The 12655-nt window shown below is 71.3% G+C and carries 10 protein-coding genes; 7 read left to right on the forward strand and 3 right to left on the reverse strand.

The features are described 5' to 3' along the window. Window positions 1-70: 70 nt before the first annotated feature. From ACTHJJ_RS14670 to ACTHJJ_RS14680, 3 genes are read right to left on the reverse strand one after another with little or no spacing between them, the layout of a single operon-like run. A complete protein-coding gene (locus tag ACTHJJ_RS14670; protein ID WP_440303681.1) occupies window positions 71-733 on the reverse strand; it encodes an MBL fold metallo-hydrolase in 663 nt (220 codons plus the stop codon). 3 nt (window positions 734-736) lie between these two features. Beyond that, window positions 737-1444, reverse strand: a complete 708-nt coding sequence (locus ACTHJJ_RS14675) for a maleylpyruvate isomerase family mycothiol-dependent enzyme (protein ID WP_440303682.1) — start codon at window positions 1442-1444, stop codon at window positions 737-739. After that, window positions 1431-3254 carry a glycoside hydrolase family 15 protein gene (locus tag ACTHJJ_RS14680; protein WP_440303683.1) on the reverse strand — a complete coding sequence of 608 codons (1824 nt, stop codon included), beginning with the start codon at window positions 3252-3254 and terminating at the stop codon, window positions 1431-1433. Before ACTHJJ_RS14680 ends, ACTHJJ_RS14675 begins: the two co-directional genes overlap by 14 nt. Before the next feature lie 121 nt (window positions 3255-3375). Between ACTHJJ_RS14680 and uvrA the strand changes: the two genes are divergently transcribed. The 7 genes from uvrA to ACTHJJ_RS14715 form a co-directional block, all read left to right on the forward strand. After that, a complete protein-coding gene (gene uvrA / locus ACTHJJ_RS14685; protein WP_440303684.1) occupies window positions 3376-6360 on the forward strand; it encodes an excinuclease ABC subunit UvrA in 2985 nt (994 codons plus the stop codon). Further along, the gene (locus tag ACTHJJ_RS14690) at window positions 6357-6806 is read left to right on the forward strand and encodes a Rieske (2Fe-2S) protein (RefSeq protein ID WP_440303685.1); all 450 of its coding nucleotides are present in this window, start codon (window positions 6357-6359) and stop codon (window positions 6804-6806) included. Before uvrA ends, ACTHJJ_RS14690 begins: the two co-directional genes overlap by 4 nt. Window positions 6807-6847: 41 nt before the next feature. Continuing rightward, the gene (gene uvrC / locus ACTHJJ_RS14695; protein ID WP_440303686.1) at window positions 6848-8902 is read left to right on the forward strand and encodes an excinuclease ABC subunit UvrC; all 2055 of its coding nucleotides are present in this window, start codon (window positions 6848-6850) and stop codon (window positions 8900-8902) included. Beyond that, entirely contained in the window at window positions 8899-9810 is a 912-nt protein-coding gene (gene rapZ / locus ACTHJJ_RS14700) for an RNase adapter RapZ (protein ID WP_440303687.1), read from the forward strand. The genes uvrC and rapZ overlap by 4 nt, the downstream gene beginning before the upstream one ends. Continuing rightward, window positions 9807-10835, forward strand: coding sequence for a gluconeogenesis factor YvcK family protein (locus tag ACTHJJ_RS14705; RefSeq protein WP_440303688.1), 1029 nt, complete (start codon window positions 9807-9809; stop codon window positions 10833-10835). The genes rapZ and ACTHJJ_RS14705 overlap by 4 nt, the downstream gene beginning before the upstream one ends. Window positions 10836-10936: 101 nt before the next feature. Then, window positions 10937-11917, forward strand: coding sequence for a DNA-binding protein WhiA (gene whiA, locus ACTHJJ_RS14710; RefSeq protein ID WP_440303689.1), 981 nt, complete (start codon window positions 10937-10939; stop codon window positions 11915-11917). A 161-nt stretch (window positions 11918-12078) separates the two neighbouring features. Further along, a partial coding sequence (locus ACTHJJ_RS14715) for a type I glyceraldehyde-3-phosphate dehydrogenase (protein ID WP_440303690.1) occupies window positions 12079-12655 on the forward strand: 577 nt, incomplete at its 3' end.

Here is a 12655-nt window from a genome sequence, read left to right on the forward strand (position 1 = left end):
CGGCCCGCTGAGCGGCATACCGCTGCGGTATGCCGCTCAGCCACCTCAGGAGGCGGCTCGGCGAGGGTCGTCACCAACCGCGCTCGCGCCACTCCTGCAGGTGCGGACGCTCCGCGCCGAGCGTCGAGTCGTCGCCGTGCCCGGGGTAGAACCAGGTGTCGTCGCCGTAGACGTCGAAGACCCTGGTCGTAACGTCCTCGATAAGCGACCCGAAGTCCTGCCCGGGGTGGCTCGTCGCGCCGACCCCGCCCGGGACGAGCGAGTCGCCGGTGAAGAGGTGCACCATGCCGTCCACGTCGCGAAGGGCCAGTGCGATCGAGCCCGGCGTATGGCCGCGGAGGTGGATGACGTCGAGGTCGACGTCCCCGAAGGTGATCCGGTCACCCTGACCCACCGGCACGTCGACGGGGACCGGCAGGGCATCGGCGTCCTCGTGCCCGGCGACCGTCCGGGCGCCCGTGCGCGCGACCACCTCGCGCAGCGCCCGCACGTGGTCCCAGTGCTGGTGCGTCGTCACAACCGTGCCGAGCCCGTCTCCGCCGGTCGCGACGAGGGCCATGATCCGGTCGGGATCGTCCGCGGCGTCGATGAGCAGCTGGTCCCCGGTGCCGCGGGAGGTGAGGAGGTAGACGTTGTTGTGCATGTCCGACACAGCGAGCTTGCGGATGGTCACACGCTCGAGTTCGCGGACGTCCTCAGGCCCACCGGGCGTCACGGTGCCCGTGTAGGACATCGGTCAGAACCCCTTCGGCAGCTCGGGCAGGGCACCGTCGGTCGTCACGTCGCGGCCGTCCTGGCGGAGCAGCCATCGCAGGATCCCCGCGCGCGGCCCCTTCACCGTGGTGGCGCCGTCACCGACGACGAGATGATCGCCCTCCGTCGTCTCGATCGTGAGGCCGGGTGCGTCGGGGGCCGCGTTCAGCTGCTTCGCCGCGTCCCGGAGGAAGAGCTCGGAGACGGCCTCGTCCCCGATGTCCTCGAAGCCGAACCCGGCGTCGAGGTCGATGTGGTGGATGACGACCTCGCGTAGGCGCATGAACGGCAGCCGCGCGGCGTAGACGCGCGGCCCGCCCGGCGTCCGCTCGAAGGTGACGTCCTTCAGCTCGTGCGGGTGCACCTCCTCGAGGAACGGCGCCAGCTCGGCGGCGGAGTGGCGCACGTCGTCGACGAGCTCCCGGGCCGACCGGTCCGCCCCTTGCTCGATCTCCGCGTCGCGTTCGGCCTGCCCGGCGTACATCGACTCGCCCGAGCCGCGCGTCGCCGCGCGGGCCGCGCGGGCGATGCCGTCGGCGTTGCGCGCGATGTGGGACAGCACATGACCCCGGCTCCAGCCCTCGCAGAGCGACGGCCCGCGCACGTCCTCGTCGCTGAGGGACGCCGCCGTCGTCATGAGGCGGTCGGTCTGCTCGTTCACGAGCAGGGCGGTCACGTCACTTTGGTCCATGGGATTCCTTTCCGAGTGCTTCCGACAGGGCGAGGGCCGCGCCCACGAGAGTCAGGTGCGAGAACGCCTGGGGGAAGTTGCCGACCATCCTTTGGCCGACGGGGTCATACTCCTCCGAGAGGAGGCCGACGTCGTTGCACAGGCCGACGAGCCGGTCCATGAGGGCCGTCGCCTCGTCGACCATGCCGGCCTTCGCGTAGGCCTGGACCAGCCAGAACGAGCACGCGAGGAAGGGGTGCTCGTCGCCGGCGAGGCCGTCGACGCCGGTCTGCGTGCGGTAGCGCAGGACGAGGCCGTGGGGCATGAGGTCACGCTCGACGGCCCGGATCGTGCCGATCATCTTCGGGTCGTCGCCGGCGAGGAACCCGGCGCTCGACATGACGAGGAGCGAGGCGTCCACCTCGGTCGAGCCGTAGTACTGGACGAACGTCTGGCGCTCCTCGTCCCACCCGTTCGTTAACACCTCGTCGCGGACCTTGTCGCGCAGGTCGCGCCACTTGTCGACGGGGCCGTCGAAGCCGAACTCCTCGACCGCCCGGACGGCCCGGTCGAAGGCCGCCCACACCATGACCCGGGAGTGGGTGAACTTGCGGACGGGACCCCGGATCTCCCACAGACCGTTGTCCGGCTCCTCCCACCGGTCGGCGAGGTTCTCGACGAGGGCGCGCTGGAGGTCCCACGCCTCGTTGTTCTCCTCCATCCCACGCAGCCGCGCGTCGTGGAGCGCGATCATGACCTCGCCCAGGACGTCCGTCTGCCGCTGGTCGACCGCGGCGTTGCCGACGCGAACCGGGCGTGACCCGGCATACCCGGGCAGGAAGTCGAGCGTACGCTCCGGCAGCTCCCGGCTCCCGTCCACGCAGTACATGATCTGGAGGTCTTCGGGATCACCCGCCACGGCTCGCATCAGCCAGCCGCGCCACAGCCTGGCCTCGTCGGTGTAGCCGCACCCGACGAGCGCCTCGAGGCTGAGCGCCGCGTCCCGCAGCCAGCAGTAGCGGTAGTCCCAGTTGCGCTCGCCGCCGAAGTCCTCCGGCAGGGAGGTCGTCACGGCCGCGACGATGCCGCCGGTGACCCCGTGGCTGAGCAGCCGCAGCACCAGGAGCGAGCGGGTGACGGCCGGGGCGTAGGGCCCGTCATACCTGGCCCGTCGCACCCAGTCGTTGCTCGCCTCCAGCGTCTGCTCCACCCGGCTGCGGACGGTGAGCGGCGCGGGCACGGGCAGGTGGCTGCGGAACCACGTCGTCGAGAAGGTGAGGATGTCGTCGGCCGCGACGTCGAACTCGTCCACGTGCCGGCCGTCCTCGGCCTGGGGGAGACGGGTGCCGCGCAGGACGAGCATGTCGGGCCCGGCGATGGCGGTGATGATCCGGGTGTCCCGCCCCTCCCGGTCCTCGGTGTGCCGGGTGATCCAGGGCCGGGTCTTGCCATAGCCGAACCGGACGACCCACTCGTGCCGCATCCGGACGGTCCCCTCGATGCCCTCGACGATCCGGACGACGTCGGCCCGCTGGTCCGCGACCGGCATGAGGTCGATGACGCGGACCTTGCCGGTGGCGGTCTCGTGGATTGTCTCGAGGATGAAGCTGCCCTCGAGGTAGCGCCGCGTGCTGCGGGCGTCGGGGTCGGCCGGCCCGAGCAGCCACCGGCCGTTGTCCGGGGTTCCGAGGAGCGCCGCGAAGCAGGCGTGTGAGTCGAAGCGGGGGAGGCACAGCCAGTCGATCGACCCCTGCCGGCTCACGAGAGCGGCGGTGGCGAGGTCGCCGAGCACGGCGTAGTCCTCGATGGGCGTGGACGTCACCTCAGCCATGACACCTGAGTATGCCGCGCACCGGACTTCCGCGCCGGGACGCCGCACGCCGGCCCGTCCGGTCCGGTCCCTTGGTCCCGGCCTCGGCCGCGCGCGGGCAGTGTCGGTGGTGGCACTTACCATGGAGCCCGTGACTGCCAAGGCCCCGACCAACCCGCACGCCCTCGTCGTCCGAGGCGCACGGGAGCACAACCTCAAGGACATCTCCGTCGACCTGCCCCGCGACAGTCTCATCGTCTTCACCGGACTGTCGGGGTCCGGCAAGTCGTCGCTCGCGTTCGACACCATCTTCGCCGAGGGCCAGCGCCGCTACGTCGAGTCCCTGTCGGCCTACGCCCGCCAGTTCCTCGGGCAGATGGACAAGCCGGACGTCGATTTCATCGAGGGCCTCTCGCCGGCCGTGTCGATCGACCAGAAGTCGACCAACCGCAACCCGCGCTCGACGGTGGGCACGATCACGGAGGTCTACGACTACCTCCGCCTCCTCTTCGCCCGGGCCGGGCGGCCGCACTGCCCGGTCTGTGGCGAGCCGGTGACCAAGCAGACCCCGCAGCAGATCGTCGACCAGCTGCTCACCCTCCCCGAGCGGACGAAGTTCCAGGTGCTCGCGCCGGTCGTCCAGGGCCGCAAGGGCGAGTTCGTCGACCTGTTCGCCGAGCTGCAGACCAAGGGCTTCGCCCGGGCCCGGGTCGACGGTGAGGTCGTGACCCTCACCGAGGCGCCCAAGCTCGAGAAGCAGCGCAAGCACACCATCGAGGTCGTCGTCGACCGGCTCGTCGCCAAGGGCGACGACGCGGGCGCCAAGCGGCGCCTCACCGACTCGATCGAGACCGCGCTCGGCCTGGCCGGGGGCATCGTCCTGGTCGACTTCGTGGACCGCGAGCCAGCGGACCCCGAGCGGCAGCGGCGGTTCTCCGAGAAGATGGCCTGCCCCAACAACCACCCGCTGGCGATGGACGAGGTCCAGCCCCGGTCCTTCTCGTTCAACTCGCCCTTCGGCGCCTGCCCGACCTGCACCGGCATCGGCACGGAGCTCGAGGTCGACCCCGACCTCCTCGTCCCCGACCCAGACCTCTCCCTCGCCGAGGGGGCCATCGCCCCCTGGGCGCAGGGCTCCGGTTCGGCCGAGTACTTCCAGCGGGTCATGACCGGCCTCGCGGACGACCTCAAGTTCTCCATGGACACGCCGTGGCGCTCCCTGCCGCAGCGGGCCAAGGAGGCGCTCCTCCACGGGCAGAACTACAAGGTCCACGTCCGCTACCGCAACCGCTACGGGCGGGAGCGCTCCTACACGACCGGCTTCGAGGGCGTCGTCCCCTTCATCAAGCGTCGCCACGCCGAGACCGACTCGGACTGGAGCCGCGAGCGCTACGAGGGCTTCATGCGCGAGGTCCCGTGCCCCGTGTGCAAGGGCGCGCGCCTCAAGCCGGAGTCCCTTGCGGTGCTCATCGGTGGGCGCAGCATCGCCGAGGTGTGTGCCCTCTCCATCGACGAGACGAAGCACTTCCTCGACGACGTCGAGCTGAGCCAGCGCGAGCGGCAGATCGCCGAGCGGGTCATCAAGGAGATCCAGGCCCGGCTCGGCTTCCTGCTCGACGTCGGGCTCGACTACCTCTCGCTCAACCGGCCCGCCGCGACCCTCTCGGGCGGCGAGGCACAGCGGATCCGCCTCGCGACCCAGATCGGGTCGGGCCTCGTCGGCGTCCTCTACGTCCTCGACGAGCCGTCGATCGGGCTGCACCAGCGCGACAACCACCGCCTCATCGAGACCCTGACCCGGCTGCGCGACCTCGGCAACACCCTCATCGTCGTCGAGCACGACGAGGACACGATCGAGACCGCCGACTGGGTCGTCGACATCGGCCCGGGCGCCGGCGAGCACGGCGGCCAGGTCGTCCACTCCGGCACCGTCGCAGACCTGCTCAAGCACCCCGACTCGCTGACCGGTAAGTACCTGTCCGGCCGCCGCGTGATCCCGCCCCCCGAGGTCCGTCGTGGCCACGACGGGCGCGAGGTCACGGTGCGCGGCGCGCGGGAGAACAACCTGCAGAACGTCGACGTGAGCTTCCCGCTGGGCAACCTCGTCGCCGTCACCGGCGTCTCCGGCTCCGGCAAGTCGACCCTCGTCAACGACATCCTCTACAACGTCCTCGCCAACAAGCTCAACGGCGCCCGGCACGTCCCGGGCCGTCACAAGACGGTGACCGGCCTCGACCAGCTCGACAAGGTCGTCCACGTCGACCAGAGCCCCATCGGCCGGACGCCTCGGTCCAACCCCGCGACCTACACGGGTGTCTTCGACCACATCCGCCGGCTCTTCGCCGAGACGACGGAGGCGAAGATCCGCGGCTACCAGCCCGGCCGGTTCTCCTTCAACGTCAAGGGCGGTCGCTGCGAGGCGTGCTCCGGCGACGGCACGATCAAGATCGAGATGAACTTCCTGCCGGACGTCTACGTCCCGTGCGAGGTCTGCCATGGCGCCCGCTACAACCGGGAGACCCTCGAGGTCCACTTCAAGGGCAAGACCATCTCCGACGTCCTCGACATGCCGATCGAGGAGGCGGCCGACTTCTTCGAGGCCGTCCCGGCCATCTCTCGCCACCTCCGGACCCTCAACGACGTCGGCCTCGGCTACGTCCGGCTGGGCCAGCCCGCGCCGACCCTCTCCGGCGGGGAGGCGCAGCGCGTCAAGCTCGCGAGCGAGCTGCAGAAGCGCTCCTCCGGGCGGACGATCTACGTGCTCGACGAGCCCACGACCGGCCTGCACTTCGAGGACATCCGCAAGCTCCTCGCGGTGCTCCAGGGCCTCGTCGACAAGGGCAACAGCGTCATCGTCATCGAGCACAACCTCGACGTCATCAAGAACGCCGACTGGATCATCGACCTCGGTCCCGAGGGCGGGTCCCGGGGCGGGACCATCGTCGCGACCGGCACGCCCGAGGATGTCGCCCAGGTCGAGGCCAGCCACACCGGCCGGTTCCTCGCGCCCATCCTGGCGAGGACCGCCCGGTCGAGCGAGAGGGCAGGCCGGACGAGAACGAAGCGCGCAGCGTCCTCGGCTGCCCGGTCCGCCACCCGGTCCACGAAGGGGAGGGCATCGGCATGACGCACGCCCAGGGCAGTGACGACGCCCGCGAGGGCACGACGCGCAGGACGGTCCTCGGCGCCGGTGCCGGCGTCACCGCCGCGGCGGCCCTCGCCGCCTGCGGGACCACGGCGGCGCCCACCTCGGCCAACAACCCGGCGGCCGGGGCGTCGCCGAGCGCGGTGAGCGGCATACCGGTCTCGGAGGTGCCCGTCGACGGGGGCAAGGTCGTCGTCGACGCCCGCGTCGTGATCACCCAGCCGCAGCAGGGCACGTTCAAGGCCTTCGACGCGATCTGCCCTCATGCCGGCTGTGAGGTCACCGAAATCGTCCAGAACGTCATCTACTGCCCGTGCCACGGAAGCACGTTCGATGCGACGACCGGCGCGCACATCGCCGGGCCCAGCCCCCGCGGACTCACTCCGCTGTCGGTCACCGTGTCCGGGTCGACGATCTCGGTCCGGTGACGGGTTCGGGGCGTGTCCGCCCGCCCTCCTAGAGTGGGGGTGTGCCGGACCCGTCGACCTACCGTCCCAAGCCCGGGGAGATCCCACTCGACCCCGGCGTCTACCGCTTCCGGGACCAGCACGGCCGCGTCATCTACGTCGGCAAGGCGAAGTCGCTGCGCCCCCGGCTGTCGTCCTACTTCCAGGACATCACCGCACTGCACCCCCGGACGGCCACCATGGTCACCACGGCGGCATCCGTCGAGTGGACCGTGGTGCGCACCGAGGTCGAGGCCCTCGCGCTCGAGTACTCCTGGATCAAGGAGTTCGACCCGCGGTTCAACGTCAAGTACCGCGACGACAAGTCCTACCCGTTCCTGGCCGTGACGATGGGGGAGGAGTTCCCGCGGGCCCAGGTGATGCGCGGCGCGAAGCGCAAGGGCACCCGCTACTTCGGCCCCTACGGTCACGCCTGGGCGATCCGGGAGACCCTCGACCTGCTCCTGCGCGTCTTCCCGGTGCGCACCTGCTCGAGCGGCGTCTTCCGCAGGGCCAGCGCCAGCGGCCGGCCCTGCCTGCTCGGCTACATCGACAAGTGCTCGGCGCCCTGCGTCGGGCGCGTCACACCCGAGGAGCACCGCGCCATCGCCGACGAGTTCTGCGAGTTCATGTCCGGCAACACGAACCGCTTCGTCAGGCGCCTCGAGAGCCGGATGCGCGACGCCGCGGCCGATCTCGACTTCGAGCAGGCCGCCCGGCTCCGCGACGACATCGCCGCGCTGACCAAGGCGCTCGAGAAGCAGACCGTCGTGCTCGGCGACGCGACCGACGCCGACGTCTTCGGCATCGCCGATGACCCGCTCGAGGCGGCGGTCCAGGTCTTCCACGTGCGTGGTGGCCGCATCCGGGGCCAGCGGGGGTGGGTCGTCGAGAAGGAGAGCGAGGACCTGCCGACCCTCGTCGGCCACCTGCTCCAGCAGGTGTATGGCGACGCCGACACGGTCCCGAAGGAGGTTCTCCTGCCCGTCCTGCCGGCCGACGCCGAGGCGACCCGCGAATGGCTCTCGGGGCTTCGGGGCGCGCAGGTCGACCTGCCCGTCCCCCAGCGCGGGGACAAGAAGACCCTCATGGAGACGGTGACCCGCAACGCCCAGCAGTCCCTGGCCCGCCACAAGGTGGCCCGCGCCGGCGACCTGACCCTGCGCAGCCAGGCCCTGCAGGAGCTCCAGGAGGCGCTCGACCTCGACGAGGCGCCGCTGCGCATCGAGTGCTACGACGTCAGCCACGTCCAGGGCACCAACGTCGTCGCGAGCATGGTCGTCTTCGAGGACGGCCTGCCGCGCAAGAGCGAGTACCGCCGCTTCATCGTCCGCGGTGCGCTCGCGGAGCCCGGCGACGACCCGGCGACCATCGACGACACCGCCGCGATGCGTGAGGTGCTCGGGCGCCGCTTCCGGCGCTACCTCGAGGAGGCCGAGGGGGCCGGCGATCTCGACCTGCAGGCCGGCATCGTCGGGGAGCAGCCGGTGCGCAACGCCAGCCGTTCCTCGATCGAGCCCGGCGCTGGCGACGAGGAGCAGGACGGGACCCGCGGGGGGCCGATCGACCCCGACACCGGCCGCCCGCGCCGCTTCGCCTACCCGCCCAGCCTCGTCGTCGTCGACGGTGGGCTCCCGCAGGTGAACGCCTCCCAGGCCGTCCTCGATGACCTCGGGATCGAGGAGGTCGCTCTCGTCGGCCTCGCCAAGCGCCTCGAGGAGGTCTGGCTGCCCGGCCAGGACTATCCCGTGATCCTGCCCCGCACCAGTGAGGGGCTCTACCTGCTCCAGCGCCTGCGCGACGAGGCGCACCGCTTCGCCATCACGTTCCACCGGCAGCGGCGCTCGAAGGCCATGACGAGCTCTGCCCTCGACGGGATCCCGGGTCTCGGGCCCGGCCGGCAGAAGGCGCTGCTGCGCCACTTCGGCTCGGTCAAACGGCTCCGCGAGGCAAGCGCCGACGACCTGACGTCGGTCCGGGGTATTGGACCGGCGCTGGCCGAGACCGTCGTCGCCCATCTCGCCGGTGCCACTCCGGAGCCAGCAGTCAACCTCACGACGGGAGAAGTCCTCGAATGACCGCATCGAGCAGTCCGACGCACGTCGCCCTCTCCGACTCGCCCATCGTCATCGTGACGGGCATGAGCGGTGCCGGCCGCACGACGGCGGCGAACGTCCTCGAGGACCTGGGCTGGCTGGTCGTCGACAACCTGCCGCCCCAGATGCTGTCCGGCCTCGCCGACCTCCGCGACCAGGCGATCGCGCGCAACCCCGAGGCGGCGCTGCGCAAGGTGGCCGTCGTCGTGGACGTCCGGTCGCGGCTCTGGTTCAAGGAGCTGGCCGCGGCGATCGACGGGATGAAGGCCAACGGCGAGGACCCGAGCCTCGTCTTCCTCGACGCCACCGACGAGGCGCTCGTCCGGCGCTTCGAGAGCGTCCGTCGGCCCCACCCGCTGCAGGGCGACGGTCGCCTCCTCGACGGGATCCAGCAGGAGCGGACGATGCTCGTCGAGCTCCGCTCGGCCGCCGACGTCGTCATCGACAGCTCCGGCCTCAACGTCCACCAGTTGTCCGCCAAGGTCAGTTCGCTCTTCTCCGGAGACCAGGCCGCGCAGCTGCGCATCGCGGTCATGTCGTTCGGCTTCAAGTACGGCCTGCCGATGGACGCCGACATCGTGCTCGACATGCGCTTCCTGCCCAACCCGCACTGGATCCCCGACCTCCGGCCGCTCACCGGGCGAGACGGCCGGGTGTCCGGCTTCGTCATGGAGCAGGAGGGCGCCCGCAAGTTCCTCGACGAGGCGCAGGCCCTCCTCGAGACGATGGTCGGTGGCTACATCCGCGAGGGCCGCCGCTACGTCACCGTGGCGGTCGGCTGCACCGGGGGCAAGCACCGGTCGGTCGCGATGGCCGAGGCGCTTGCCGAGCGCCTCGACGACGAGCTCGTCGACACCTTTGTCGTCCACCGGGACCTCGGCCGAGAATGAGCCAGGCAGCGACCCGCGCCCTGCCCTGGCCCAGCGAGCCGGGGGCCCCTGCCCTCGGGGCCAGGGGCAGGCTCACGTCGAGCCCGATCCACCAGCGTCACGTCGTCGCGCTCGGCGGCGGGCACGGGCTCTCCGCGACGCTGTCGGCGCTCCGGCTGCTCACTGACAACGTCACGGCCATCGTGACCGTCGCCGACGACGGCGGCTCGAGCGGGCGACTGCGCCGGGACTTCAACGTCCTGCCGCCCGGTGACCTGCGGATGGCGCTCGCCGCGCTGTGCGACGACTCGGAGTGGGGGCACACCTGGCGGGACGTGCTCCAGCACCGGTTCGCCGGCGATGGTGACCTGCAGGGCCACGCCCTGGGCAACCTCATGATCGTGTCACTCTGGGAGCTGCTCGGGGATCCCGTGGGCGGCCTCGACCTCGTCGGCCGGCTCCTCGGGGCACGCGGCCGGGTCCTGCCGATGGCGGCCGAGCCGCTCGAGATCATCGCCGAGATCGCCGGCCACGACCCCACGCGCCCGGACGACGTCGTCGAGGTGCGTGGCCAGCACCTCGTCGCGTCCTCGCCGGGACGGGTCCTCTCGATCGGGATCCTGCCGACCTGCCCGAAGGCGTGCGAGCCGGCGCTCGAGGCCGTGGCCCGGGCCGACTGGGTCGTCCTCGGCCCCGGGTCGTGGTTCACCTCCGTCATGCCGCACCTGCTCGTCCCGGACCTGGCCGACGCCCTCACGGCGACGAAGGCGCACAAGCTGCTCAACCTCAACCTCGAGGTCGACCGCGGCGAGACACGCGACTTCCGAGCCGAGGACCACCTCGCCTCACTCGCGGCCAACGCGCCCGACCTGACGCTCGACGTCGTTCTCGCCGATCCTTCCGTCGTGGACGACACCGCGTCCCTCCGATCAGCGGCCGAAGACCTCGGGGCCGAGCTCGTCGTCAGCCCCGTCTCCGTCCGGGGCGAGCCCGGTGTCCACGACCCACTGCGCCTCGCCGCGGCACTTCGCGACGTGATCGGCTGAGTCCCGGTGACGACACGGCGGAGTCCCGACGAGGGCGTCCATCGGCCGAGCCCGCGCTCCACTGGTGAGGAATCCGCTGATCCGGTGGCAGGATGTCCCGCATGGCCATGACAGCGAAGGTGAAGGACGAGCTCTCGCGACTGGACGTCACGAAGACCTGCTGTCGCAAGGCTGAGGTCTCCACGATGCTGCGCTTCGCCGGTGGGCTCCACCTGATCGGGGGCCAGATCGTGGTCGAGGCCGAGCTCGACACGGCCAACGCCGCACGTCGGCTGCGGCGCAACCTGGCCGAGGTCTACGGCCACAAGAGCGACGTCCTCGTCCTCGCCGCCGGAGGGTTGCGGCGAGGCTCGCGCTATGTCGTCCGGGTCGTCGAGGACGGGTCCGCGCTCGCCCGGCAGACGGGCCTCATCGACACCCGCGGCCGTCCGGTCCGGGGCCTGCCACCGAAGATCGTGAGCGCCTCCACGTGCGACTCGGAGGCGGCCTGGCGGGGCGCGTTCCTCGCCCACGGCTCGCTGACCGAGCCGGGCCGGTCCTCGGCCCTCGAGGTGACCTGCCCCGGCCCGGAGGCGGCCCTCGCGCTCGTCGGCGCGGGCCGGCGGCTCGGTGTCCAGGCCAAGGCACGAGAGGTCCGGGGGGTCGACCGGGTCGTGATCCGCGACGGGGACGCCATCGGTGCCATGCTGACGCGGCTCGGCGCGCACGACGCCGTCCTCGCCTGGGAGGAGCGCCGGATGCGGCGCGAGGTCCGGGCGACCGCGAACCGGCTCGCGAACTTCGACGACGCCAACCTGCGTCGCTCCGCGCGTGCCGCGGTCGCGGCCGGTGCCCGGGTCGAGCGGGCCATGGAGATCCTCGGCGAGGACATCCCCGACCACCTGCGGGAGGCCGGGCGGCTCCGGCTCGAGCACAAGCAGGCGAGCCTGGAGGAGCTGGGGCAGCTCGCCGACCCGCCCATGACCAAGGACGCCGTGGCCGGTCGGATCCGGCGGCTCCTCGCCATGGCGGACCGGCGTGCGGAGGAGCTCGGGGTCCCGGGCACGGAGGCGAACCTCACCGCAGACATGCTCGACGCGTGACCCCGGCGCGCGCTGTCGGCCTGCTCACACCGGCCGGTCCCGGCAGCGGCCGGCGAGAGGGCAGGCACTAGGGTTGGGTGCGGGGCCACGGGTCCACCACAACCCAGGGGGCCAGGGGTCCGCCACAACCACGCAGTCCATCCTTGGAGAGGTTGAGAGCAGTGACAGTTCGCGTTGGCATCAACGGCTTCGGCCGCATCGGTCGTAACTTCTACCGGGCGGTGAAGGCATCCGGCGCCGACATCGACGTCGTGGCCTTCAACGACCTCGGTGACGACGACACCCAGGCCCACCTGCTCAAGTACGACTCGATCCTCGGACGGTTCCCCGGGGAGGTCCGGGTCGTCGAGGGCGGCATCGAGGTGGACGGCGAGGTCATCACCTCCCTGGCCGAGAAGGACCCGGCGCAGTTGCCGTGGGGCGACCTCGGCGTCGACGTCGTGATCGAGTCCACCGGCTTCTTCACCGACGCGACCAAGGCCAGGGCCCACATCGACGCGGGCGCCAAGAAGGTCATTATCTCGGCCCCGGCCAAGAACGAGGATATCACCATCGTCATGGGCGTCAACGACGACCAGTACGACGGCGCCAAGCACGCCATCATCAGCAACGCGTCGTGCACGACGAACTGCCTGGCCCCGATGGCGAAGGCGCTCAACGACGGCCTCGGCATCGTGCGCGGCCTCATGACGACGATCCACGCCTACACGCAAGACCAGAACCTGCAGGACGGCCCGC

Origin of the sequence: Intrasporangium sp. (assembly GCF_051961875.1) — a bacterium.
In the GTDB taxonomy this organism is placed as follows: domain Bacteria; phylum Actinomycetota; class Actinomycetes; order Actinomycetales; family Dermatophilaceae; genus Intrasporangium_A.

Excerpts from the sequence above, each read along its gene's own strand:
- ACTHJJ_RS14670 (WP_440303681.1), bottom strand. The coding sequence starts at position 733 with ATGTCCTACACGGGCACCGTGACGCCCGGTGGGCCTGAGGACGTCCGC.
- ACTHJJ_RS14675 (WP_440303682.1), bottom strand. The coding sequence starts at position 1,444 with ATGGACCAAAGTGACGTGACCGCCCTGCTCGTGAACGAGCAGACCGAC.
- ACTHJJ_RS14680 (WP_440303683.1), bottom strand. The coding sequence starts at position 3,254 with ATGGCTGAGGTGACGTCCACGCCCATCGAGGACTACGCCGTGCTCGGC.
- uvrA (WP_440303684.1), top strand. The coding sequence starts at position 3,376 with ATGGAGCCCGTGACTGCCAAGGCCCCGACCAACCCGCACGCCCTCGTC.
- ACTHJJ_RS14690 (WP_440303685.1), top strand. The coding sequence starts at position 6,357 with ATGACGCACGCCCAGGGCAGTGACGACGCCCGCGAGGGCACGACGCGC.
- rapZ (WP_440303687.1), top strand. The coding sequence starts at position 8,899 with ATGACCGCATCGAGCAGTCCGACGCACGTCGCCCTCTCCGACTCGCCC.
- ACTHJJ_RS14705 (WP_440303688.1), top strand. The coding sequence starts at position 9,807 with ATGAGCCAGGCAGCGACCCGCGCCCTGCCCTGGCCCAGCGAGCCGGGG.
- whiA (WP_440303689.1), top strand. The coding sequence starts at position 10,937 with ATGGCCATGACAGCGAAGGTGAAGGACGAGCTCTCGCGACTGGACGTC.